This is a genomic window from Curtobacterium flaccumfaciens pv. betae (genome assembly GCF_026241855.1).
GTDB lineage: Bacteria > Actinomycetota > Actinomycetes > Actinomycetales > Microbacteriaceae > Curtobacterium > Curtobacterium flaccumfaciens.
Map to the genome: position 1 here is coordinate 488,308 of NZ_JAPJDC010000001.1, position 21,765 is coordinate 510,072.

Consider the following 21,765-nt stretch of genomic DNA (forward strand, 5'->3'; position numbering starts at 1 on the left):
ATGACGTCCACTGCGGAGCCGGTGACCGACGCGGAGCAGTCCGCGCCGGTCACCGGCGGGCGGGGTGCCGGCGGCCGGGGTGCCGGTGGCCGGCGGGCCGACGGGCCGGTTCAGGGGTCGTCGCGGGGATCCCGTCGGGGTGGGCGCGGCGCGGGTCGTCGGTCGCCGGTCGGGTCGCGGGCGCCGCTCGTCCTGCTGGCCCCGGCGGCACTGCTGCTCCTGGCCCTCGTCGTCTACCCGCTCGTCCGGCTCGTCGTCATCTCGTTCCAGGACTACGGGCTGCGGGCGATCTTCACCGGGCAGGCCGGGTTCACCGGGCTGACGAACTACACGGACGTCCTGACCGACGCGTCGTTCTGGCCGGTCATCCTGCGCACCGTGCTCGTGACGGGCGCGATGGTCCTGGGCACGATCGTCATCGGCATGGGGGTGGCGCAGCTGCTCACCCGCCTCGGGGTCGCGATGCGCACGATCGTCAGCGTCGTGCTCGTGCTGGCCTGGGCGATGCCGAACGTGGCCTCGAGCCTGGTCTGGCAGTGGCTCTTCCAGCCGTTCTACGGCGTGCTCAACTGGCTCATCACGCAGCTGCGGGTGTTCGGGGACCACACGCAGGACAACTGGGCGTCGCACCCGGGGCAGGCGTACACGATCGTGCTGACCCTCGTCATCTGGCAGGCCGTGCCGTTCGTGGCGCTGACGCTGTACGCCGCGCAGTCCCAGATCGCGCCGGAGTACTACGAGGCCGGCGCGCTCGACGGGGCCTCGGTGTGGACGATGTACCGCGCGATCACGCTGCCGGCACTCGCGCCGACGCTGCTGCTCGTGTCGATCCTGTCGGTGATCTGGGACTTCAACGTCTTCAACCAGATCTGGCTGCTCACCCGCGGTGGACCGGAAGAGGCCACGCTGACGCTCGGGATCTGGACCTTCGTGCAGTCGTTCGTGTCCAACGCCTACGGGCAGGGCGCGGCGATCGCCGTGATCTCGACCCTGATCCTCGGGGTGCTCACCAGCTACTACATCCGCCGGCTCGTCCGCAGCTGTGAGGAGGACCTGTGACCGTCTCGAGAACGGCGCCCCGTACGAGCGGGGCGTCCGCGCCGGGCCCCGTGCGGGTGCGCAAGCGCAAGCCGCGCGTCGTCGCGAACACCATCGCCGTGCTGTTCTGCCTGGTGTGGGTGTTCCCGATCTACTGGATGGTGAACACCGCCTTCAAGCCCGCCGACGAGGTCACCACGATGACCCCGATCTGGGCGCCGCTGCACCCGACGCTCGACAACTTCACGCGGGCGCTCACGCAGGAGGGTTTCCTGGTCTACCTGCGGAACTCCACGATCGTCGTGGTGGCGGCCGTGCTGCTGTCGATCGTCGTCGGGTTCCTGGCCTCGGCGGCACTGTCGCGGTTCCGGTTCCGGGGACGGCGGGCGATCCTGGTCGCGATCCTGTTCGTGCAGATGATCCCGTCGGGTGCGCTGCTCATCCCGCTGTTCCTGTCGTTCCAGACCCTCGGACTGCTGAACAGCTACGTCGGGCTGATCCTGGCGTACGTGGCGAGCGTGCTGCCGTTCTCGATCTGGGTGATGCGCGGCTTCTTCGTGGCCGTCCCCGTCGAGATCGAGGAGGCGGCGAAGGTGGACGGCGCCGGCACCTTCCGGATCCTGTGGAGCGTGCTGTTCCCGCTAGTCATGCCCGGGGTCATCGCCACGAGCGTGTTCGCGTTCATCGCGGCGTGGAACGACTACCTGATCGCGTACGTGATGCTCAAGGACCAGGGGATGTACACGCTGCCGGTCTGGCTCGCCGGGTTCTCGACGAACAAGGGCACGGACTTCGGTGGACTGATGGCGGCGAGCGTGCTGTTCTCGATCCCCGTCGTGGTGTTCTTCCTCATCGTGCAGCGCCGACTGGTCACGGGCATGACGGCGGGTGCCGTGAAGGGGTAGCACGTCGGACGACCGACACCTGCGTCGTGTCGCGAGGTCACAACACCCCGCATGCTTGCCTGCGAGCGGTCAAGAAGTGTCGGCTGGCGCCATTGCAGCCGACACTTCGTGACCCCTCGGCCTCCGGCTTGCGACGTGTTGTGACCGCTGCAGCGCACGGCCTGCACCTGTGGACGTGTTGGTTGTGTGACGGAACGGTTGCGTTCTTGTGGGTTTCGGACGTACAGTGCTCGAAACCCAACGGAACGAAGGAGTTCGGGCATGTACGCAACCGAGCGGCACACCGCCATCGCCGCCGAGCTGCAGTCCGCCGGCCGCGTGTCGGTCGCCGGTCTGGCCGAGCACTTCGACGTCACCACCGAGACCGTGCGCCGCGACCTCGACCTGCTCGAGACCGCCGGGGTCCTGCGCCGCGTGCACGGGGGAGCGGTCCCCGTCGGGCGCTCGAGCGTCGTCGAGCTCAGCGTCGCCGAGCGGGAGGGTCAGCACGGCTCCGCGAAGTCCGTGATCGCCCGGGCCGCGATGCGCCTGGTCCCGCCGACGTTCACCGGCTCGATCGCCCTCGACGCCGGCACCACCTGCGCCGCCGTCGCCTCCGAACTCGCCCGCTGGGAGCCCGAGGTCGCCGGCTCGACGATCACCGTCATCACGAACTCGGTGCCGATCGCCGCCACCCTGCAGCACAGCGAGCACCTCGAACTGCACCTGCTCGGCGGCCGCGTGCGCGGCGTCACGAGCGCCGCGGTCGGCACGGCCACCGTCGAGCAGATCGGCGCCCTCCGGCCCGACGTGGCGTTCATCGGCACGAACGGCCTGTCCGCCGGCTTCGGCCTGAGCACCCCGGACGAGTACGAGGCCGCCGTGAAGGGCGCCTACGTGCTCGCCGCCCGACGGGCCGTGGTGCTCGCCGACGCCGCCAAGCACGGCGTGGAGGCCCTGATGCGGTTCGCGCGCCTGGACGAGATCGACACGCTCGTCACCGATCAGCAGCCGCCCGCCGACCTGGCCGAGGCGCTCGCCGGCTCCGACGTCGAGGTCGTCGTCGCATGAACGTCCGCATCGTCACGGTCACCCCGAACCCGTCCCTCGACCGCACGATCGAGCTCGCCGGCGAACTGCAGCGCGGCGCGGTCCAGCGTGCGACCCGGTCCACCGCGGAACCCGGCGGCAAAGGCGTCAACGTCTCCCGCGTGGTCGTCGCGAGCGGCGGGGACACCGTCGCCGTCCTGCCGGGCGACGAGCTCGACCCGGTCCTGCTCGGCCTGGCCACGCGCGGCATCCCCACCGCAGCGCTGCCGATCGGGGCGCCGCTCCGGTCGAACGTCACCGTGACCGAGCCGACCGGCACCACCACGAAGCTCAACGAACCCGGCCCGTCGCTCGCCGGTCGCCTCGACGACCTCGCCGCCCTGGTCGCCGACACCGCCGCTGCGACCGCCACCGGTCCCGCCGCCCGCTGGGTCGTGGTCGCCGGGTCGCTGCCGCCCGGTCTGCCCGACGACGCGCTCGCCGTGCTCGTCCGGGCCGTCCGTGCCCGCCACGGTGCGGACGTCCGGATCGCCGTCGACTCGTCCGGGGTGCCGTTCACCGCGCTGCTGCAGTCGGGCGAACGGATCGACCTGGTGAAGCCGAACGGCGAGGAACTCGCGGAGGTCGTCGGCGGCGACCCCGAGGAGTACGAGCGCGACCTCGACGCCGCGGTGGCCGGGGCCCAGCGGCTGCGGCGGCGGAACGTCGGCACGGTCCTGCTCACCCTGGGCAGCGCCGGTGCCGTGCTGGTCTCCGACGAGGGCGCGTTCGCCGCCGCCGCACCGAAGATCGTCGCCCGGTCGACGGTCGGCGCGGGGGACTCCTCGCTCGCCGGCTACCTGCTCGCCGAGGTCGCGGGAGCGTCGCCCGAGCAGCGTCTCGCCCAGGCCGTCGCCACCGGTGCCGCGGCCGCAGCCCTGCCCGGCAGCGACGTGCCGGCACTCGACCACACCGACCCGACGGCGGTCTCCGTCCGGGTGCTCGAAACGCACCCGGCCCCCGAACCCGCCTGATCCCCTCCCCACCCGATCACCCCACGAACACCTGCACCACCGCGCGATCAGCGCCATTGCGAAGGAGCAAGCACATGTCCGCAGACTCGAGTCCGCGCCTCATCAGCGCACAGCTCGTCGGCCTCGACGAGGACCTCGGCGCCACGTCGACCGACGTGATCCGGGTGCTCGCCGACCGCGTCGCCGCGACCGGCCGCGCCGCCGACGGTGACACGCTCGCCGACGACGCCATCAAGCGCGAGGCGAGCGTCGGCACGGGCGTCCCCGGTGGCATCGCCATCCCGCACGCCCGTTCAGCGTCGGTGTCCGAGCCGACGCTGGCGTTCTCGCGCCTGGCCCGGAAGGTGCCCTTCGGTGCTCCGGACGGCGACGCCGACATCGTGTTCATGATCGCCGTGCCCGAGGGGGCCGACAAGGACCACCTGACGGTCCTCTCGACCCTGGCCCGCGCGCTCATCCGTGAGGACTTCACGGCCGCGCTGCGCGCCGCGACCACGGCCGACGAGATCGTCCGGTTGGTCGACGACGAGGTGAGTGGCGAAGTTGCCGAGGCGGGCGTCGGGAAGGCGAGCAGTGCCTCCGAACCGGCCACCGCGCCGGAGGCGGGCCGCAAGGTCTTCGTCGGCGTCACCGCTTGCCCGACCGGGATCGCGCACACCTACATGGCGGCCGACGCCCTCGTCGCCGCAGCCCAGCGCGCCGGTGCCGAGATGCACATCGAGACGCAGGGGTCCTCGCAGGTCGAACCCCTCGACCCGGCGCTCATCGCCCGGGCCGACGCCGTGGTGTTCGCGGTCGACGTCGACGTCCGCGACCGCGGTCGGTTCGCCGGCAAGCCGCTGGTGTCCGGACCCGTGAAGCGCGGTGTCGACGAGCCCGACAAGATGATCGCCGAGGCCATCCGCGCCTCGGAGGACCCGCACGCCGCACGCGTGCAGGGCGGCGCCGCCGTCGAGGGCGAGACGAACAAGTCGAACGAGCACTTCGGGCAGGCGCTCAAGCGCTGGCTGCTCACGGGCGTCAGCTACATGATCCCGTTCGTCGCCGGCGGCGGGCTCCTCATCGCGCTCGGCTTCCTGCTGTCCGGGTACGGCATCGCGCTGACCCACGGCGACTCGGGCCAGAACAACGCCGTCTTCACGCTCACCAACTACACCCTGCTGAACCTGCCGCCGGAGGGCCTCGGCTACTACCTCGGCGCCGCCGCGTTCCAGATCGGGTCCGTGTCGCTCGGGTTCCTGGTCGCAGCACTCGCCGGGTACATCGCGTACGCCATCGCCGACCGTCCCGGTATCGCACCGGGCTTCGTGGCCGGGTCCATCGCCGTGTTCATGAACGCCGGGTTCCTCGGCGGTCTGGTTGGTGGCCTCATCGCCGGTGCCGCCGCGTACTGGATCGGGCGCATCCCGACCTGGCGCTGGCTGCGCGGCCTGATGCCGGTCGTGATCATCCCGCTGTTCGCGTCGATCATCGCCTCGGGCCTGATGCTCCTGGTGCTCGGTGGCCCGATCGCCTGGGTCATGACCGAACTCACCGCCTTCCTCAACTCGCTGTCGGGTGCCTCGGCCGTGCTGCTCGGGATCATCCTCGGCCTGATGATGGCGTTCGACCTCGGTGGTCCGGTCAACAAGGTGGCGTACGCGTTCGCCGTCGCCGGGCTCGGTGCCGGGACCGCCACGAACGTGGTGCCGTTCGAGATCATGGCCGCCGTCATGGCGGCCGGCATGGTGCCGCCGCTCGCACTCGCGCTCGCCTCGACCGTGCTCTACCGCAAGGGCTTCACGAAGCCGGAGCGCGAGAACGGCAAGGCCGCGTGGCTGCTCGGTGCGTCCTTCATCTCCGAGGGTGCGATCCCGTTCGCCGCTGCCGACCCGCTGCGCGTCATCCCGGCGTCGATGGTCGGTGCCGCGATCACGGGTGCGATCTCGATGGCTGCCGGCGTGACCTCGCGAGCGCCGCACGGCGGGATCTTCGTCTTCTTCGCGATCGGTGACGTCCTGATGTTCGTCGTCGCGATCCTGGCGGGGACCGTGGTGTCCGCGCTGGTGCTCGTCGCCCTGAAGAAGTGGGTCCGTCGTCGCCCCGTCGACGAGGCCGCTGCGGCCAGTGAAGCTGCGGTGGCGGGCGAGACGGTGGGCCAGCGCGCACCGGTCGCCGCGTAGTCGACGCGACCCCAGGGAAGACGGGAGGCCCGGTGCCAGCTGGCACCGGGCCTCCCGTCCGTCGTGTGGTCGCGACGCACCGCCGGCCGCGCGTCGAGCGGTCACGTCACGTCGCTGGCGTGGCGCCCACACGTCGGAACCTGACCGCTCGGCGGAACCGAGCGGGGTGTCGCGACCGCTCGACGCGCACTACTCGGCGATGTTCGCCGTGACCGCGTCGATGTACGCCGCACGCTCCTCGCGCGAGTGCGGGCGCCCCGGGACGCCCGGTCGCTGCTCCCACGGGAACGGCCCGGCCTCGTGCCGGTACTCGATCCCCATGGCCTCGAGCCGGGCGGTGTGCTCGGCCAGGCGTCCGCGGAACTCGGCGAGGTCGCGCGGCCCGGTGACGTCCGCCGACCACAGTGCCTCGGCGAGGGCGGCGACGCGGGGGAAGAGCTGGTAGTCGAGCCGACGGGCGGAGTCGACGTGCTCCGTCCACATGTTGCCCTGGCCGCCGATGACGTGGGCGCGCTCGGCGTCGGTGAGTCCGGACGGCACCGGGTCGAAGGCGAAGACGTCGTCGACGGTGAGCACGATCGAGACCGGGATCGGCTCGGTCGGCAGGTCGCTCTGGCGGTAGTCGAGGTACACCTGGTCGTCCGGCGACGAGATGACGTCGTGCCCGCGGCGGGCGGCGGTGCGTGCGCCGGTCAGCCCGCGCCAGGAGACCACGGTCGCCGAGGGGTCGAGCGTGCCGCCCTCGAGGATCTCGTCCCACCCGAACGCCCGCCGGCCGTGCGACTCGACGTGTGCGGCGAGCTGCCCGATGATCCAGGCCTGCAGCTGTTCCTCGTCCTGCAGCCCGAGCTCGCGGATGCGCTCCTGGGTGCGCGGGTCGGTCTCCCACTGCACCTTCGGGCACTCGTCGCCGCCGATGCCGATGTAGCCGGAGGGGAAGAGCGCGATGACCTCGTCGAGGACGTCCTTGAAGAAGTCGATCGTGGCGTCCTCGGCGTTCAGGACGTCGTCGGCGATGCCCCACTGGGTCCACACCTCGACGGGCTCACCCGTGACGCCGAGCGACGGGTAGGCCGCCAGCGCCGCACGGACGTGCCCGGGGGTCTCGATCTCGGGGACGACGGTGACGAACCGGTCGGCCGCGTACGCCACGATCTCGCGGACGTCGTCCTGCGTGTAGTACCCGCCGTGCGGGCGGCCGTCGAACCCGGCGACGACGAGTGTGCCGTCCGGCCCGGGGACGTGCGCGCCGACCTGGGACTCCCGACGCCAGGAGCCGACCTCGGTCAGGCGCGGGTGCTTCCGGATCTCGATGCGCCACCCCTGGTCCTCGGTGAGGTGGAAGTGCAGGCGGTTGATCCGGTGCGCGGCGAGCTGGTCGACGACCCGCATGACCTCGTGCTTCGTGCGGAAGTGGCGGGCGACGTCGAGCATCACGCCGCGCCAGGCGAAGGCCGGGGCGTCCTCGACGACCACGGCGGGGACGGACCACGGGCCGGTCGCGACCCGGCCGCTGCGGTACACGTCCGGGGGCAGCAGCTGCAGCAGGGCCTGCACGCCGTAGAAGACCCCGGCGGGCGAACCGCCGACGACGTCGATGCCGTCCGGTGTCACTGTGAGGCGGAACGACTCCACCCGGTCGCCCTCCGGCGTTGTCGGGCCCGCGGGCAGGGACGGGTCGTCGGCGACGCGCAGTGCGATCGTGCCGGCCCCCGGTGCCGTGTCGTCGAGGGCGTCCCGCACCGGCAGCCCGGTCGATCCCCGCAGGGTCTGCTGCAGGTACAGTCGGACGGACTCGCTCGCCGGGTCGGCGGCGATCCGGATCGACGGGGTGATCTCGAAGGCCCCGACACCGGGAGCGGTGCGGCGCGGTCGTGGGACGAGCATGTCGGAGCCACCATTCCTCAATGATCTTTCGTAATGTGGAGGCTATGACCGTGGAGCAGACCGTGTCAACGACCCTGAGCGTCGCGGGCTCGACCCCCGGTGTCGTGGGGACGACCCCCGGCGTCCTGCGGCAGATGAACTCGCGGGCCATCCTCGACGAGCTCCTGCGCGACGACGTCTCCCGCACGGTCACCGAGCTCGGCCGCACGGTCGGACTCTCCCGCCCCACGGTCGAGGCCGCACTCGCCGACCTGGTCGACCAGGGCTGGGTGGCCGAGGCCGAGGCGATCGCGACCCCGAACAAGGCCGGTCGTCGCGCCAAGCGCTTCGCGGCGGACGCGTCGGCCGGCTCCGTGCTCGGCGTGGACCTCGGCCTGCACGGCATCGTCGGCGTGCGGGCGGACCTGCGCGGCGTCACGCTCGCCCGCGTCGAGGAGCGCTACACCGACCTCGCCGACGCCGAACAGGCCTGGTCGAGCGTGCAGGACGTGGTCCGTCGGCTGACGTCGCCCGTCGGTGGCGCGGTCGGCGGCCCCGCCGGTGGAGCCCCGGTGCTCGGTGCCACGTTCGGCGTCCCGGCGGTCGTCGACCGCGACGGGGCGATCGACTACACGGTCGCGGTGCCGGAGTGGGTCGAGCGACGGGTGCCCGGCCGGATCCAGGACCTCTTCCCCGGGGTCGCCACCTTCTTCGACAACGACGCCAAGCTGGCCGCCACGGCCGAGGCCCGGTGGGGTCGGTTCCACGGCGTCCGGGACGGCCTGTACCTGGTGATGGGTCGGCAGATCGGTGCCGCCCTGGTGGTCGACGGCTCGTTGGCGCGCGGTGCGCGCGGTGCCGCCGGTGAGATGGGCGGCATCGCCTCGACCGGCTGGCCCGCCGCACCCGCCCGCCTGGAGGCCCGGATCCCGTCCGACACGGACCTCGAGTCCGTCTTCGCCGCGGCCGCCCAGGGCTCGGTGTCGGCCGTCGGGACCGTCCGTGCGTTCGCGGCCGACGTGGCACCCGGCGTCGTGCAGCTCGTGACGACGATCGACCCCGAGGTCGTCGTCGTCGGTGGCGAGGTCCTGCCGGGGGCGGAGGTGTTCTGCGCCGCGCTCGACGAGATCGTCACGCCGCAGCTCCGGCACCCGGTGGCGTTCACCCCGTCGACCGTCGGACGCGACGCCGTGGCCCGGGGTGCGCTGGCCCGATCCCTCGCACACGTGCGCTCCGTCCACATGGGACTCGGCTGACACCCAGGGAGCGCGCCGGGTCCTGACAGGGCGTTCAGGGATGCTGGGGGCATGACGACTGCCGTGACCGCCCGTGCCATGACCGTCGCCAGTGGCGACTCCACCGCTCCGTCGGACCTCGGCGGGCTCTCCGGCCTGGTGCTCCAGCTGATCGACGCCCTGGGGGAGTGGGGCGTCGGGCTGATGCTCTTCGTCGAGACGGTGTTCCCGCCCATCCCGTCCGAGGTCATCCTGCCGCTGGCCGGGTTCCTCGCGGGCGCCGGCCAGATGAACCTCGTGCTGGTCCTGGTGCTGGCGACGATCGGCTCCTACCTCGGGGCGCTGGTGCTGTACTGGCTCGGCGCGAAGATCGGGTTCGAACGCACCACGCGGTGGTTCGGCAAGCTGCCCCTCGTCGACGAGGACGACTTCCGCAAGGCAGCCGGCTGGTTCCACCGGCACGGCAAGAGCGCGGTCTTCTTCGGCCGGTTCGTCCCGATCGTCCGCAGCCTCATCTCGTTGCCGGCCGGCGCCGACCGCATGCACCTCGGCACGTTCTCGGTGTTCACGATCATCGCGAGCGGCATCTGGAACAGCGCGCTCGTGCTGCTCGGTGCCGCGTTCGGGTCGCAGTACGACCAGGTCGAGGCCTACACCGAGTGGATCGACCGGGTGCTCTACGTCGCGATCGCCGCGGTCGTGGTGACCTTCGTCGTGCGCCGGATCCGCCGTGTGCGCGCCGAGCGGCGCACGGGCGGCCCCGACGACCACGACGACGCCGCCGGCAGCACTGCCGTGGGCGGTGCCCGGGGTCGTCGTCGCGCCGAGCCCGCCCGCGACTGAGCCTCAGGCCTTCGTCAGCGCCGACTCCTTGTGGGCGGCCTGCTTGCCGCTCTTCTCCGACTCGACGATCCAGTACGGGTCGTCGTCGGTCGGCCTGAAGTGCTGCCCGTCGAACTCGAAGTCGCTCGTCCGCTTGCGCACGAGCGTGCCGGTCGTCCTGCCCTGCGAGGTGTTCCAGTGCACCTCGTCACCCTTCGACAACGCCATGCTGTCCTCCTTGCGCGATTCCTCGTCCTGGTGGAGGTCGGACTGTACCCCGTCGATCCCCGGAAACCCGGGGGAGTACGGCGATCACGATGTCGTAACGGCCATGCGGATCGAGAGTCGGACGCGTACCGTTTCCCTTGAGTCCACACGTCGGCAGCGGCCGCGGAACCACGGGCTCCGGACGGGACGACGGACACCATGACCCTGCTGGACAGCGCGCGGGCGGACACCGTCCTCTCTGCGCGGTACCGGCTCGTGAAGCTCATCGGCACCGGCGGCATGGGATCCGTCTACGAAGCCCGTGACGAGCACACGTACCGGGCCGTGGCCGTGAAGCTCTTCGCGACCCCGGACAAGATGACCACCGCCGACCGCGTCCGCCAGGAGCGCGAGATCCGGCTGCTCAGCATGCTCTCCCACCCGGGGCTCATCCCGCTGTACGACGCCGGCACCCACGAGTTCGAGGACGGCCCGCACCGGTTCATCGTGATGGAGCTCATCGCCGACACCACGCTGCTCCGCCGCCTGTCCGAGGGTGCCCTGCACAACTACGAGGTGGCCGACCTCGGTGCGCAGCTCGCCGACGCCCTGGCCTACGTGCACTCCCGCGGCATCGTGCACCGCGACGTGAAGCCCGCCAACATCCTGATCAGCGACGAGGGCTCGTCCGGGTTCGCCCGCACGGTCAAGCTCACCGACTTCGGCGTCGCCCACTTCGTCGACGGCTCCCGCCTGACGAACGACGGCACGGTCATCGGCACCGCCGCTTACCTCAGCCCGGAGCAGGTGGCCGGCGAACCGATCAGCTTCGCCACCGACGTGTACTCGCTCGGGCTCGTCCTGCTCGAGGCGCTGACCGGCAAGCAGGAGTACTCGGGCACCCTGATCGAGGCCGCACTCGCCCGGCTCCGTCGCGATCCCGAGATCCCGGACGACGTCGCCGACGAGTGGCGCGAGCTGCTCAGCCGGATGACCGCCCGCGACCCGGAGCGCCGGCCCACGGCGGTCGCCATCGCCAACGCGCTGCGCGGCGGGTCCACCCAGATCACCGGCCCGGTGCCGCTCGGCCCGGAACGCGTGAAGCACCAGCGCGACCACCGCATGCACCGCGCCGCGCACCGGCACGCCAAGCGCGGCACGTTCTCCGCGGTGCGTCGCTGGCGTCGGCGGAACGTCCTGGTCGGGTCCTTCGCGGCCTTCGGCGTCACCGCGGCCTGCGTGGCCGCCTACGTCGCGGGTGCCCTGCACTGATCCGCTCGGCGGCTCCGTGCTCCGAGCACCGGAACGCCCTGGCAGGATGGACAGCATGACCGACCAGCGCTGGATCAAGATCTGTGGCCTGTCGACGCCCGACACCGTGGACGCCGCCATCGACGCGGGTGCCGACGCCGTCGGGTTCGTCTTCGCGGCGGGCAGCCCCCGGACCGTCACCGCCGACCTGGCGAAGGAACTGGTCGAGCGGGTGCCGGACGGCATCGACGCCGTCGGGGTCTTCCGTGACCAGAAGATCGACGAGATCGTGGGCATCGCCTCCGAGGTCGGGCTCACCACCCTGCAGCTGCACGGTGGCGAGTCGGCGTCCGACTTCGCCCGCGCGCGCGATGCCGGCTTCTTCACCATCCGCGCCATCGCGGCCGAGGACTACCTGCGCGAGACGCCCGAACAGCGCGCCGCGTTCGACCACGACCTGCTGCTGCTCGACGCCGCCGTGCCCGGCAGCGGTCGGCTCGTCGACCCGGCCACGATCGACGGCGTGGACGAGGCCTGGATCCTCGCCGGCGGGCTGACCCCGGCCAACGTGGTCGCCGCGGTCGAGGCGCTCGACCCCGACGGCGTCGACGTGTCGAGCGGCGTCGAGTCCGAGCGCGGCGTCAAGGACCCCGCGAAGATCCGTGCGTTCGTCGAGGCCGTCCGCAGCCTGGGCTGAGTGCCCGGCTGCATCGGTCGCGTTCGCGGCTCTGGACGCGACCGCGGACGGACAGGAGGCGCGGTGCGGGCCCGCCACGGGCCTCCTGTCCGCCGCGCGCTCAGCGCAGGGTGGGGATGAGCTCCGTCAGGAACGCGTCGGTGTCCTCCCAGCCCTCGACCGCGTGGCAGGGGACGCCGAGCGCCTTGACCGGGTAGTCGTTGCCCTCGGGGTCGAGCCGGTCGCCGACGAAGAGCATGTCGTCGAGCGCGATGCCGGTGATCTCGGCCAGACGCTGCATGCCGTAGGCCTTGTCGATGCCCTTGCGGGTGATGTCGATGCTCGTGGAGCCGCCCGAGCGGACCTCGAGGTCGGGCAGGTCCTGCTGCACCAGACGGCGCAGGTGGTCCTTCTTCTCGCCGGTCGGGTCCCACTGCTTCTTGACGTCCACCGGGGCCGACTGACCGAGGGCGGAGAACGTGATCTGCGACCCGCGGTCCTCGAGGATGGCGCCCCAGGTCTCGGACTCCCAGTACCCGGCTTCCTTCGCACGGGCCTCGACCGCGGCGAGGGCGCGGTCCTTCTGCTCGTCGGTGAGGTCCTCGGCGTACTGCAGTGCCCAGTCCTGGTCCTCCCAGCGGTAGTACCGGGTGCCGCAGGTCGGCAGGAGGTGCAGGGCGTCGAGCGTCAGGCCGTCGCGCTGCCGGAGCGGGGTGACCAGCTGCTGCTCGAACTGGGTGAAGTTGCCGCCGGAGATGACCGCGACCGGCACGACCTCGAGCAGGGACGCGAAGGTCTCGAGCATGCGGGGGTCGAGGGAGGACTTCGACGGGGCGAGCGTGTCGTCCAGGTCGAAGGCGACGAGGCGGGGCGTGGTCATGCCACCGATCCTGCCAGAGCCCGCCGACCACCCGCAGGGTACGACCACCCGGGTGCCCGGGTGCTGCGCGATGTCTGCGGGGTCACGCGCGGTGCGTGGCGGGGACCCGGTCGCGGGCGTAGGTGATGTCCGTGTAGCCGTGCGGTTCGGGGTTGCCGTCCTCGTCGAGGTTCACGAAGACGACCTCGTCGATCGTCAGGATGCTGCGGTGCGTGAAGAGGTTGCGCGCCTCGGCCCGCATGGTCAGCGACGTCCGGCCGAACCGGGTGGCGACGAGGCCGATCTCGACGATGTCGCCCTCCTTCGCCGAGGACAGGAAGTTGATCTCCGACATGTACTTCGTGACGACCTTGCCGTTGCCGAGCTGGATGATCGCGTAGACCGCGGCTTCCTCGTCGATCCAGCGGAGCAGGCTGCCGCCGAACAGGGTGCCGTTGGCGTTGAGGTCCTCCGGTCGCACCCACTTCCGGGTGTAGAAGTTCATCTCCGGCGGGGCGTCGTCCTGGTGCTGATCCATGTCACGTCATGGTACGCCGACGGCCGCGCCCCCGCAGGGACGCGGCCGTCGTGGCGATCGCGGGCGGCGGTGCCGCCGGTGCTCACTCCTTGACGAGGACGACCTCGTCGAGGGGGATGCGGGTGCGCGGGGCGACCTCGCGCTCGGCGGCCTTGTCGTCGAGCTGCGACGGGTGCGCGACGGTGCCGACGGCCGTGACCGTGTACGGCAGGAACCGCTCGGGCAGGTCGAACGCGGCGCGGAGCCCGGCGGCGTCGATGCCCGCCATCTGGTGCACGTGCAGCCCCTCGGCGTGCGCCTGCACGGTCAGGGCGGCGAGCGACTGGCCGAGGTCGTACTGCGCGAAGGGGCGCTCCTCACCGTCGGCGGTCACGGTCTCGAGCACGCCGACGACGAGGGCGCTGGCGCGGAAGGCCCAGGCGGCGTTGAAGCCGAGCAGGTTCTCGTTGATCTTCCGGAACGTCTCGGTGCCACGGCGGCCGGCGATGAAGCGTCGGGGCTGGAAGTTCATGGCCGATGGGGCCCAGCGAGCGGCCTCGAGGACGGCGTCGAGCTGGTCGTCCGAGATCGTCGCGGTCTCGTCGTAGGAGCGGGGGCTCCAGCGTTCCTCGAGCAGCGGCACGAGCGGCTGGCTGGAGTCGGTGGACCGGGTGAGGGTGTCGGCGTTCGTCGAGGTCATGATGCGCTCAACGGTATTCGATGCGTACGCATTTCCGACCTGAGTGACGTCACATCACTGCCGGCAGGTGCCAGGATGGACGGGATGGGTGGCGTGTTGACCGGCTTCGCGATCATCGGCGCGATCATCGCCGGTGGGTACGTCGTCGGACGCATCGGTCTGCTGGGTCCGCACGCGCAGTTCGTGATGAGTCGGCTCGCGTTCTTCGTGCTGATGCCGTGCCTGCTGTTCCACACCATCGCGACCGCCGACATCGCGTCGCTGCTGTCGTCGATGCTCTGGGTCTCGCTGCTGAGTGCCGCCGTGGTCGCCCTCGGTGCCGCCGCCGTGTTCCGCCTCGTGCTGCGCCGCCCCGTCACCACGACCACCGTCGGCGCCTTGGCTTCCAGCTACGTCAACGCGAACAACATCGGACTGCCGGTGGCCGTGTACGTGCTCGGCCAGGCGACCGCGGTCGTGCCCGTGATCCTGCTGCAGCTCGTCGTGATGGCCCCGATCGCGCTGACGATCCTCGACGCTGCGACCGCGGGAGCCGGTGGGTGGGGACGACGGATCGCGGGGCCGTTCCGGAACCCGATCATCATCGCCTCGCTCGTCGGGCTCGTGTGCTCGGCGACGGGGATCACACTGCCCGACCCGGTGCTCGAGCCGTTCTCGCTCGTCGGCGCGGCCGCGGTGCCCGTCGTGCTGCTGTCGTTCGGGATGAGCCTGCACGGTGCGACCCCGCTGCGGGACCCGGCGATCCGCACCGACGTCATCGTCGCGTCGTCGATCAAGCTCGTGGTGATGCCGGCCGTGGCGTTCGTGTTCGCACGCTTCGTGTTCGGGCTCGGTGACCAGGAGGTCTTCGTGCTCACCACCCTCGGCGCCCTGCCGGCGGCGCAGAACGTCTTCAACTACGCGCAGCGGTACGGGGCAGCGGTCCCGGTGGCGCGCGACGTCGTGCTCATCTCGACGCTCGGCTCGGTGCCCGTGCTCGTCGCGATCGCCGCCCTGCTGCACCCGTAGCGCGCCGTGGTCGCGCGACGCGGCGGACGGGAGGCCCGTGGCGGGGCCGCACCGGGCCTCCCGTCCGGCCGTGGTGGCGACCACCGCGGATGGTGAGCAGCAGAGGTCGGGTCGCGTCCGCCGACCCGACCCGTTCTGCTCACGAAGCGCGGACTGCACGCGCGTACCCTGGCGGGCACGCGGGGCGGACCGCCCCGTGACCGATGACCACGACGAGGAGACCGGCGATGGACACGATGGCGATGATGAAGAATATGTCGATGACGGACATGCCCATGGAGATGGACATGGACATGGACATGATGCAGGACACGATGATGGCGATGAACGCCGCGTCGATGGCGGCGACGATGTGCTCCGCGGCCGACATGCGAATGGGCGGCGAGATGGCGACCTGCGCCGCGATGTGCTCGAACACCGCGATGCTCGCCGACACCGGCATGCGGATGATGATGCGTCCGATGGGGATGGACACCGCCGCGATGCAGGCGATGCTCATGGCCGTCGTCGCGATGGGCACCGCGTGTGCCGCCGAGTGCCGCCAGCACCAGGACATGGACGAGTCGTGCCGGTACTGCGCCATGGCCTGCGACGAGATGGTGTCGAAGTGCCAGGCGATGCTCGACTCGATGGCGGCCTGAACCGCTCCGCGCGCGCTCCGCGACGCGTGGCCGCTAGGCGACGCGTGCGGTGGTCTGTCGACCGCCGGCGCTGAGGATCTCTGCGACCGGGTGGTGGGCGACCGGCTCGCCGACCGACAGGACGCCGTCGGCGTCCGCCACCCGCAACTGGGTGATGCTCCCGTCGAGGAACAGCACCACGGCGTCGGCTGCGCGGGTCTCGACGACGATGCCGTCGCGCCACGCACCGGGGGCCGCGGTCGCCATGAGGCGCTGGATGGGAAGGATCGTCGTGCGGGACATGGCTTCACCTGCTCTCGAAGGGGTTCGGTGCAGGAAACCTACGTCGGCGTGACGGACGGCTCAATCACGGCGGACGCCGGGCGTAACAGAGCCGGACGGGCGCCGGGCCGGGCTGGGCCGGGCCGGGCCGGTGACCCGACTCCGATCAGAAGATCATCGGGCGGTCGTCGTCGAGCGACGTGTCCAGGTCGAGGTCGACCACCACGGGCACGTGGTCGCTCGGGGCGTCGCCCTTGCGCTCGTTCCGGTGGATCGAGGCGTCGGTGACGACGTCCGCGAAGGCCTGCGAACCGAGGACGAAGTCGATGCGCATGCCCTCGTTGCGCGGGAACCGCAGCTGCTTGTAGTCCCAGTAGGTGTAGCCGTCGGGCACGATCGGGCGGACGACGTCCTGCAGACCCCGCGCCTCGAACTCGCGGAACGCGGCCCGCTCGGGGTCGCTGACGTGGGTCGACCCCTCGAAGACCCGCACGTCCCAGACGTCCTGGTCGAGCGGTGCGACGTTCCAGTCGCCCATCAGTGCGAGCGGTGTCTCCGGCGACGCCTCGATCCACTCCGAGGTGCGGTCGGCCAGCTGGGCGAGCCAGTCGAGCTTGTACGTGTAGTGCGGGTCGCCGACCTCGCGGCCGTTCGGCACGTAGAGGCTCCAGAGCCGCACACCGTCGACCGTGACGCCGATCGCGCGGGCCTCGACCGGCAGGTCCGGCCCCTCGTGGCCCTTCAGGAACCCGGGCTGGCCGGGGAAGTCGCGGGTGACGTCCTCCATCGGCAGACGGCTGGCGAACGCGACGCCGTTCCACTGGTTCAGACCGTGCGCCTCGACGTGGTACCCCGCGGCCTCGAACTGCTCGACCGGGAACTGCTCCGGCTTGCACTTGATCTCCTGCATGCCGAGGACGTCGACGTCCTCACGCACCAGCCAGTCGACGATCCGACCCACTCGGGTGCGGACGGAGTTCACGTTCCAGGTCGCGACGCGCATGGAACAAGAACCTACCGGTGCCGACTGACGACGAGGTCGGCGGGTGCGCCGCCTGTGCGGCGTGCGGCACGATGGTGTTCGCTGGAGGCCAGCAATCGATCGCACGGAGGCAGCAATGGCATCGACGACGAACCGCGTCGACGGGACCACGACCGGGGCCACGCTCGGCACCGGGGCCGGGAGCACCCAGCCCGCCGGCACCACCACGACGCAGGTCACCGCCAAGGGCAGGACCATCATCGACGACACGGTCGTCGCGAAGGTCGCGGGCATCGCCGCCCGCGACGTCCCCGGTGTTTTCGCGCTCGGCGGCAACGCCTCGCGGGCGTTCGGTGCCATCCGCGACGCCATCGGCTCGAGCGCGCTCGGCCAGGGCGTCCGCGTCGAGGTCGGTGAGACCCAGGTCGCGGTCGACCTGACCATCGTCGTCGACTACCCGACGCCGATGATGGAGGTCGCCTCCGCGGTCCGCGCCGCCGTGACGAACGCCGTCACCGAACTCGTCGGCCTCGAGGTCACCGAGGTCAACATCGCCATCAACGACGTGAACATCCCGGCGCTCAACGGCGTCGCGGACGAGCTCGACACCCGGGACGGTCGAGTCCGGTGAACGCCACCGTCGTCGGGATGGGCACGGGCGCCCTGCTCGCGATCGTCGCCGTGACGCTCGGGTTCTGGGCCTTCGTCGTCGTCGCCGTCTGCATGGCGGTCGGCGCTCTGGTCGCCCGCATCGTCACGGGCGACGTCGACTTCCGCCGCCTGCTCGACGTGCTGCGCGGACGCCGGAGCTCGTCGTGAGCGACGCCGCCGTCGCCACGACCGGCGACAGCGGCGTCCGGCTCCGCGGCTCCGACCGCATCGGCACGTCGGCGCTGGTGCACACCGCCCAGGCGGTCGCCGCCGAAGCACTGCGCGTGGCCTTCCGGGAGGTCCGTGCCCGGGTCGCCGACGACGGTCGCGGCGCCCTGGCGGTCGAGATCACCGCCCCGCTCGCCCTGCCGGTGCTGGGCTCGCACGCACTCCCCGACGAACCGGTCGTCGCCGCGGCGCACCGGGCTCGCGGCACGATCGCCGAGCGCTTCCGCACCATCACCGGCCGACAGGTCGCCCGCGTGACCGTGACCTTCGCCTCGTCGGTCGTGGACACCCCGCGGAGGGTCCGGTGACCGCCGCCCCCGCCGTCGGGAGCACCGAGTCGGTCGTCCCCGCCGGCCCCTCGCACGACGACCACCACGCCACCTACCGCCGCCTGCTGCGCCGCGAGACCCACGTCTCCCGCTCCGCCGCAGTCGTCGTCGCGATGCTCATCGCCCTGGTGCTCGCCGCCGCCGCGGTCTTCGCCGGTGCGCTCGTCCTGCTCGACCAGAACGTCCTGGGTGTCGACCCCCGTGCCGTGGTCGACGCCGCGCTCGCGGCCCCGGACGGCCTCGACACCACCGTCGTGATCGGCATCGGCGCCGTCGTGGCCCTGATCGGCCTCGTCCTCCTGCTGCAGGGGATCCTGCCCCAGCGCCGTCCGCGGCACGTGATGTCGTCCGACCGGCTCGCAGTGGTCGTCGACGACGAGGTCCTGGCCTCCGCTGCCGCCCGCGCCGCCCGTTCCGCGACCCGTCTGGGCGCCGACGCCGCCGTGGGCACCGTCGGCCGCCGCACGGTCGACGTCGTGCTCCGGCCCGCAGCCGGCGTGGACGTCCCCGCGGTCGCCGCGACCGAGGCCGTCGAGCGGGAGTTCGCCGCGATCGACGTGCAGCCGCCGCTGGCCGCGCGGGTCCGGGTGCAGCCGACCGGGCGGGTGGACGGATGAACGCCACGAACCGTGGGCTCGGCCGGACGGCGCTCGTCGTGCTCGGGCTCGTCCTGCTCGTCGCCGGGGTGGCGGCGATCCTGGTGCAGACCGCCCAGGGGCTGCCCCTCATCGCCTCGTGGTGGCGCACGGTCGGCGATGCCCTCGCCGGACTCGGCACCGGGGCATCGCGTGACGACTCGGTGTTCGCGTGGACCTGCGTGCTCGGCGGTGGCGTCGTGCTCGGCGTGCTCGCCCTCGTCGTGCTGACGACGCTCGGCGGTGGCCGCGAGGGCACCGTCGTGGACAGCGACGGTTCGGCCGACGGCGTCGCCGGGGCGGTGCGCATCGAGTCCACGGCCGTGCAGCACGCGCTGTCGTCGGCCATCGGCGAGATGCCGCAGGTCGGATCGCTCGCCGTCGATGTCTACCGGGTCCGCGGAGGCCGCGCGATCCGGGTGCGGGTCCGTCCGCGCCGAGGGGCCGCGCCGCGCGAGATCACCGAACGGGTCGAGGCCGTCGTCGCCGACCTGGACGCCCTGCTCGGCGAACGCCTGCCCGTGCTGCTCGAGATCGCTCGCGGTGGGTCGGGGTCCTCCCGCCCGGACCGCGTGCACTGACCATCACCGTGGTGCGCTCGATCGGTGGACTGCCCCGGCCGGGCGAGACGGTCCCGGTGCCGCGCATCGTCACCGAGGTCGCGCGAGGGCGTGAGTTCGCGCTCGTCTGGCACAACCAGATCGGCGGGACGACGTTCCGCATCGGACCGGATGCGCAGGCCGAGGAGTTCGTGAAGGTCCTGCCGCACGCCTACGGTTCGTGGATCAGCGGCGAGGCCGCGCGGCTGACGTGGGCGTCCCGGTACGCCCGGGTGCCGGAGGTGCTCGACCACGGCACCGACGGCGACGGCGTCTGGCTGCACACCCGTGCCGTGCCCGGGTGGAGCGCCGTCGACCCGCGCTGGCACGACGAACCCCGGACCGCGGTGGTCGCGGTGGGCGAGGGGCTGCGCGCGCTGCACGACTCGTTGCCCGTCGACGACTGTCCGTTCACGTGGGCGACCGCGGACCGGCTCGATCGCGCGCGTGCGGCGGTCGCCGACGCCGACACCGACGCCGGCCGCGGCCCGGGCGGTCTCGGTCCGGAGCCGCCGGCCGACCGGACCGTCGTCTGTCATGGTGACCCGTGCACCCCGAACACGTTGATCGGTGCGGATCGGCGGTGGAGCGGGCACGTCGACCTGGACGCGATGGGCGTCGCCGACCGCTGGGCCGACATCGCGGTGGCGACGATGGCTCTCGGCTGGAACTACGGACCCGGGTGGGAGCCGCTGTTCCACCGGGCGTACGGGCTGCCGGACGACCCGGAGCGGACCGCGTGGTACCGGGCTCTGTGGAACATCGACGTGGACGACGTGGGACCTGCGACGAGCTGAAGCGGAGCCGTCGTGGTGCTCGATCCGATCAGATCTTCGGCTGGTTGATGATGGGGTCGTCCCATTGAGGGAAGTCCGGGTAGATGCCGGGGAGAGACCGGTCAGGGAAGTCGGCCTGGGAGCGTCCTGCCACCGCTCGCCGGAGCTTGTGTGCGTCGTTGGTCCAGAAGGGTTCGCTGTAGACCTCGAGCGTGTACCGGCCGTTCGTCTGCGCCGAGTAGATGATCTGCCAGCCGTCGCCGGTGGTGGCCCAGACCTCGTGGTCGCCGGTGACCGTGCGTTGCTCGATGTCCCAGCCCTGCTCGGTGAAGTAGTCGATCATCGGTTGGAGGTCCCGCTGTTGGCCGGTGGTGCCAGGCGGGGACCAGAGCCGCCCGCTCCGCATGTCGTAGCTGTTCTTCGTGTCCGAACCCGGTAACGGGGCAACGCCGTCGCCGCCGATCTGTGGGATGTCGTCGCCACTGTCCCATTCCCATTCGCCGTCGTGGACCTGGAGTTGTGCGTCCCGCAGGAGTTGCTGCATGTGTTCGTAGTGGTCGCGGTAGGCGTCGAACTCTTGGTGCAGGGACATCTCGGCGACCTCGTGCTGGGTGAGGCCGGCTGCGTCGGTGGGCATCTGGGTTCCTCCTGCTGCGCACCCGGTCAGCAGTCCCAGGGTCAGGGCAGCGGTCGTGATGGCGCGGAGCATCGGTCAGATCTTCGGTGGGTTGATGATCGGGTCGTCCCATTGGGGGAACGCCGGGTAGACGCCGGGGAGGGAACGATCAGGGAAGTCGGCCTGGGAGCGTCCTGCCACGGCTCGCCGGAGCTTGTGTGCGTCGTTGGTCCAGAAAGGTTCGCTGTAGACGGTGAGGGGGTTGTCGCCGTTCTCTTGGGCGGTGTACTGGATCTGCCAGCCGTCGCCGGTGGTGGCCCAGATTTCTTGGTCGCCGGTGATGGTGCGGCGTTCGATGGTCCAGCCTTGCTCGGTGAAGTAGTCGATCATCGGTTTGAGTGCCTGCTGTTGGTCAGTGCCGCTGGGCGGGGACCAGAGCCGGGTGGTGCTCATGTCGTAGCTGTTCTTCGTGTCGGAGCCGGGCAGGGGTGCGACGCCGTCTCCGCCGATGCCGGGGACGTCGTCGCCGCCGCCCCATTCCCATTCGCCGTCGTGGACTTCGAGTTGCGCGTTCCGCAGGAGTTGTTGCATGTGTTCGTAGTGGTCGCGGTAGGCGTCGAACTCTTGGTGCAGGGACATCTCGGCGACCTCGTGCTGGGTCAGGCCGGCTGCATCGGTGGGCATCTGGGTTCCTCCTCCCGCGCACCCCGACAGCAGCCCGAGCGTCAGGGCAGCAGTCGTGATGGCACGGAGCATCGG

The 21,765-nt window shown here is 71.5% G+C and carries 26 protein-coding genes; 17 read left to right on the forward strand and 9 right to left on the reverse strand.

The genetic code is table 11. The features are described from left to right. The 5 genes from ORG17_RS02410 (at window position 1) to ORG17_RS02430 (ending at window position 6,147) form a co-directional block, all read left to right on the forward strand. A complete protein-coding gene (locus ORG17_RS02410) occupies window positions 1–1,059 on the forward strand; it encodes a carbohydrate ABC transporter permease (RefSeq protein WP_214527475.1) in 1,059 nt (352 codons plus the stop codon). Continuing rightward, entirely contained in the window at window positions 1,056–1,943 is an 888-nt protein-coding gene (locus tag ORG17_RS02415; RefSeq protein ID WP_259411067.1) for a carbohydrate ABC transporter permease, read from the forward strand. The genes ORG17_RS02410 and ORG17_RS02415 overlap by 4 nt, the downstream gene beginning before the upstream one ends. Window positions 1,944–2,204: 261 nt before the next feature. After that, a complete protein-coding gene (locus ORG17_RS02420) occupies window positions 2,205–2,993 on the forward strand; it encodes a DeoR/GlpR family DNA-binding transcription regulator (RefSeq protein ID WP_214527476.1) in 789 nt (262 codons plus the stop codon). Continuing rightward, on the forward strand, window positions 2,990–3,985 hold the full coding sequence (locus tag ORG17_RS02425; protein ID WP_214527477.1) for a 1-phosphofructokinase family hexose kinase: 996 nt from the start codon (window positions 2,990–2,992) through the stop codon (window positions 3,983–3,985). Before ORG17_RS02420 ends, ORG17_RS02425 begins: the two co-directional genes overlap by 4 nt. A 74-nt stretch (window positions 3,986–4,059) precedes the next feature. Further along, window positions 4,060–6,147, forward strand: a complete 2,088-nt coding sequence (locus tag ORG17_RS02430; protein WP_214527478.1) for a PTS fructose transporter subunit IIABC — start codon at window positions 4,060–4,062, stop codon at window positions 6,145–6,147. 189 nt (window positions 6,148–6,336) lie between these two features. On the opposite strand, the gene ORG17_RS02435 is transcribed toward ORG17_RS02430, so the two are convergent. Beyond that, window positions 6,337–8,034: a beta-N-acetylhexosaminidase gene (locus ORG17_RS02435; protein ID WP_214527479.1), complete on the reverse strand. Its 1,698-nt coding sequence runs from the start codon at window positions 8,032–8,034 to the stop codon at window positions 6,337–6,339. Between the two features lie 62 nt (window positions 8,035–8,096). Between ORG17_RS02435 and ORG17_RS02440 the strand changes: the two genes are divergently transcribed. After that, on the forward strand, window positions 8,097–9,269 hold the full coding sequence (locus ORG17_RS02440; protein WP_214527480.1) for an ROK family transcriptional regulator: 1,173 nt from the start codon (window positions 8,097–8,099) through the stop codon (window positions 9,267–9,269). Window positions 9,270–9,320: 51 nt separating this feature from the next. Continuing rightward, the gene (locus ORG17_RS02445; RefSeq protein WP_250892462.1) at window positions 9,321–10,091 is read left to right on the forward strand and encodes a DedA family protein; all 771 of its coding nucleotides are present in this window, start codon (window positions 9,321–9,323) and stop codon (window positions 10,089–10,091) included. A 3-nt stretch (window positions 10,092–10,094) separates the two neighbouring features. On the opposite strand, the gene ORG17_RS02450 is transcribed toward ORG17_RS02445, so the two are convergent. After that, window positions 10,095–10,298 (reverse strand): hypervirulence associated TUDOR domain-containing protein, encoded by a 204-nt coding sequence (locus ORG17_RS02450; RefSeq protein ID WP_027464869.1) that lies wholly within the window; start codon window positions 10,296–10,298, stop codon window positions 10,095–10,097. A gap of 198 nt (window positions 10,299–10,496) precedes the next feature. Between ORG17_RS02450 and ORG17_RS02455 the strand changes: the two genes are divergently transcribed. Together ORG17_RS02455 and ORG17_RS02460 are read left to right on the forward strand one after the other, a co-directional pair. Then, entirely contained in the window at window positions 10,497–11,549 is a 1,053-nt protein-coding gene (locus ORG17_RS02455) for a serine/threonine-protein kinase (RefSeq protein ID WP_071246475.1), read from the forward strand. A 55-nt stretch (window positions 11,550–11,604) separates the two neighbouring features. Next, window positions 11,605–12,225, forward strand: coding sequence for a phosphoribosylanthranilate isomerase (locus tag ORG17_RS02460; RefSeq protein ID WP_027464868.1), 621 nt, complete (start codon window positions 11,605–11,607; stop codon window positions 12,223–12,225). A gap of 100 nt (window positions 12,226–12,325) precedes the next feature. On the opposite strand, the gene ORG17_RS02465 is transcribed toward ORG17_RS02460, so the two are convergent. The 3 genes from ORG17_RS02465 to ORG17_RS02475 form a co-directional block, all read right to left on the reverse strand. Then, window positions 12,326–13,084: an HAD-IIB family hydrolase gene (locus ORG17_RS02465; RefSeq protein ID WP_071246484.1), complete on the reverse strand. Its 759-nt coding sequence runs from the start codon at window positions 13,082–13,084 to the stop codon at window positions 12,326–12,328. Between the two features lie 82 nt (window positions 13,085–13,166). Continuing rightward, window positions 13,167–13,601: an acyl-CoA thioesterase gene (locus ORG17_RS02470; protein WP_176708137.1), complete on the reverse strand. Its 435-nt coding sequence runs from the start codon at window positions 13,599–13,601 to the stop codon at window positions 13,167–13,169. 82 nt (window positions 13,602–13,683) lie between these two features. After that, the gene (locus tag ORG17_RS02475) at window positions 13,684–14,280 is read right to left on the reverse strand and encodes a nitroreductase family protein (protein ID WP_027464865.1); all 597 of its coding nucleotides are present in this window, start codon (window positions 14,278–14,280) and stop codon (window positions 13,684–13,686) included. A gap of 84 nt (window positions 14,281–14,364) precedes the next feature. Here ORG17_RS02475 and ORG17_RS02480 point away from each other — a divergent pair, with 84 nt between their 5' ends. Beyond that, window positions 14,365–15,288 carry an AEC family transporter gene (locus ORG17_RS02480; protein WP_214522401.1) on the forward strand — a complete coding sequence of 308 codons (924 nt, stop codon included), beginning with the start codon at window positions 14,365–14,367 and terminating at the stop codon, window positions 15,286–15,288. 260 nt (window positions 15,289–15,548) lie between these two features. Then, window positions 15,549–15,929, forward strand: coding sequence for an aldehyde dehydrogenase (locus tag ORG17_RS02485; protein ID WP_250892463.1), 381 nt, complete (start codon window positions 15,549–15,551; stop codon window positions 15,927–15,929). A gap of 33 nt (window positions 15,930–15,962) precedes the next feature. Here the strand turns inward: ORG17_RS02485 and ORG17_RS02490 are convergent, their stop codons facing one another. Together ORG17_RS02490 and ORG17_RS02495 are read right to left on the reverse strand one after the other, a co-directional pair. After that, entirely contained in the window at window positions 15,963–16,211 is a 249-nt protein-coding gene (locus tag ORG17_RS02490; RefSeq protein WP_027464862.1) for a hypothetical protein, read from the reverse strand. Between the two features lie 145 nt (window positions 16,212–16,356). Further along, window positions 16,357–17,193 (reverse strand): exodeoxyribonuclease III, encoded by an 837-nt coding sequence (locus ORG17_RS02495; protein ID WP_214527481.1) that lies wholly within the window; start codon window positions 17,191–17,193, stop codon window positions 16,357–16,359. 115 nt (window positions 17,194–17,308) lie between these two features. On the opposite strand from ORG17_RS02495, the gene ORG17_RS02500 reads away from it, so the two are divergent. The 6 genes from ORG17_RS02500 to ORG17_RS02525 are packed head-to-tail and all read left to right on the forward strand — an operon-like array spanning window position 17,309 to window position 20,411. Further along, window positions 17,309–17,803 (forward strand): Asp23/Gls24 family envelope stress response protein, encoded by a 495-nt coding sequence (locus ORG17_RS02500; protein ID WP_110858766.1) that lies wholly within the window; start codon window positions 17,309–17,311, stop codon window positions 17,801–17,803. Further along, the gene (locus ORG17_RS02505) at window positions 17,800–17,991 is read left to right on the forward strand and encodes a DUF2273 domain-containing protein (protein WP_027464859.1); all 192 of its coding nucleotides are present in this window, start codon (window positions 17,800–17,802) and stop codon (window positions 17,989–17,991) included. Before ORG17_RS02500 ends, ORG17_RS02505 begins: the two co-directional genes overlap by 4 nt. Then, window positions 17,988–18,359, forward strand: a complete 372-nt coding sequence (locus tag ORG17_RS02510) for a hypothetical protein (RefSeq protein ID WP_027464858.1) — start codon at window positions 17,988–17,990, stop codon at window positions 18,357–18,359. Before ORG17_RS02505 ends, ORG17_RS02510 begins: the two co-directional genes overlap by 4 nt. Further along, complete coding sequence (locus ORG17_RS02515; protein WP_214527482.1) at window positions 18,356–18,997, forward strand: hypothetical protein; 642 nt, start codon at window positions 18,356–18,358, stop codon at window positions 18,995–18,997. Before ORG17_RS02510 ends, ORG17_RS02515 begins: the two co-directional genes overlap by 4 nt. Continuing rightward, window positions 18,994–19,596: a hypothetical protein gene (locus tag ORG17_RS02520; RefSeq protein WP_214527483.1), complete on the forward strand. Its 603-nt coding sequence runs from the start codon at window positions 18,994–18,996 to the stop codon at window positions 19,594–19,596. Before ORG17_RS02515 ends, ORG17_RS02520 begins: the two co-directional genes overlap by 4 nt. An 11-nt stretch (window positions 19,597–19,607) precedes the next feature. After that, window positions 19,608–20,411: an aminoglycoside 3'-phosphotransferase gene (locus ORG17_RS02525; RefSeq protein ID WP_301565298.1), complete on the forward strand. Its 804-nt coding sequence runs from the start codon at window positions 19,608–19,610 to the stop codon at window positions 20,409–20,411. Window positions 20,412–20,439: 28 nt separating this feature from the next. On the opposite strand, the gene ORG17_RS02530 is transcribed toward ORG17_RS02525, so the two are convergent. Continuing rightward, entirely contained in the window at window positions 20,440–21,099 is a 660-nt protein-coding gene (locus ORG17_RS02530) for a hypothetical protein (protein ID WP_214527485.1), read from the reverse strand. A 3-nt stretch (window positions 21,100–21,102) separates the two neighbouring features. Next, the gene (locus tag ORG17_RS02535; RefSeq protein WP_181440097.1) at window positions 21,103–21,762 is read right to left on the reverse strand and encodes a hypothetical protein; all 660 of its coding nucleotides are present in this window, start codon (window positions 21,760–21,762) and stop codon (window positions 21,103–21,105) included. Window positions 21,763–21,765 lie beyond the last annotated feature (3 nt).

Coding starts and splice junctions, on each gene's coding strand:
- ORG17_RS02410 (WP_214527475.1), top strand. CDS start 1: ATGACGTCCACTGCGGAGCCGGTGACCGACGCGGAGCAGTCCGCGCCG.
- ORG17_RS02420 (WP_214527476.1), top strand. CDS start 2,205: ATGTACGCAACCGAGCGGCACACCGCCATCGCCGCCGAGCTGCAGTCC.
- ORG17_RS02425 (WP_214527477.1), top strand. CDS start 2,990: ATGAACGTCCGCATCGTCACGGTCACCCCGAACCCGTCCCTCGACCGC.
- ORG17_RS02430 (WP_214527478.1), top strand. CDS start 4,060: ATGTCCGCAGACTCGAGTCCGCGCCTCATCAGCGCACAGCTCGTCGGC.
- ORG17_RS02435 (WP_214527479.1), bottom strand. CDS start 8,034: ATGCTCGTCCCACGACCGCGCCGCACCGCTCCCGGTGTCGGGGCCTTC.
- ORG17_RS02445 (WP_250892462.1), top strand. CDS start 9,321: ATGACGACTGCCGTGACCGCCCGTGCCATGACCGTCGCCAGTGGCGAC.
- ORG17_RS02450 (WP_027464869.1), bottom strand. CDS start 10,298: ATGGCGTTGTCGAAGGGTGACGAGGTGCACTGGAACACCTCGCAGGGC.
- ORG17_RS02455 (WP_071246475.1), top strand. CDS start 10,497: ATGACCCTGCTGGACAGCGCGCGGGCGGACACCGTCCTCTCTGCGCGG.
- ORG17_RS02460 (WP_027464868.1), top strand. CDS start 11,605: ATGACCGACCAGCGCTGGATCAAGATCTGTGGCCTGTCGACGCCCGAC.
- ORG17_RS02465 (WP_071246484.1), bottom strand. CDS start 13,084: ATGACCACGCCCCGCCTCGTCGCCTTCGACCTGGACGACACGCTCGCC.
- ORG17_RS02470 (WP_176708137.1), bottom strand. CDS start 13,601: ATGGATCAGCACCAGGACGACGCCCCGCCGGAGATGAACTTCTACACC.
- ORG17_RS02475 (WP_027464865.1), bottom strand. CDS start 14,280: ATGACCTCGACGAACGCCGACACCCTCACCCGGTCCACCGACTCCAGC.
- ORG17_RS02480 (WP_214522401.1), top strand. CDS start 14,365: ATGGGTGGCGTGTTGACCGGCTTCGCGATCATCGGCGCGATCATCGCC.
- ORG17_RS02485 (WP_250892463.1), top strand. CDS start 15,549: ATGACGGACATGCCCATGGAGATGGACATGGACATGGACATGATGCAG.
- ORG17_RS02490 (WP_027464862.1), bottom strand. CDS start 16,211: ATGTCCCGCACGACGATCCTTCCCATCCAGCGCCTCATGGCGACCGCG.
- ORG17_RS02495 (WP_214527481.1), bottom strand. CDS start 17,193: ATGCGCGTCGCGACCTGGAACGTGAACTCCGTCCGCACCCGAGTGGGT.
- ORG17_RS02500 (WP_110858766.1), top strand. CDS start 17,309: ATGGCATCGACGACGAACCGCGTCGACGGGACCACGACCGGGGCCACG.
- ORG17_RS02520 (WP_214527483.1), top strand. CDS start 18,994: ATGAACGCCACGAACCGTGGGCTCGGCCGGACGGCGCTCGTCGTGCTC.
- ORG17_RS02530 (WP_214527485.1), bottom strand. CDS start 21,099: ATGCTCCGCGCCATCACGACCGCTGCCCTGACCCTGGGACTGCTGACC.
- ORG17_RS02535 (WP_181440097.1), bottom strand. CDS start 21,762: ATGCTCCGTGCCATCACGACTGCTGCCCTGACGCTCGGGCTGCTGTCG.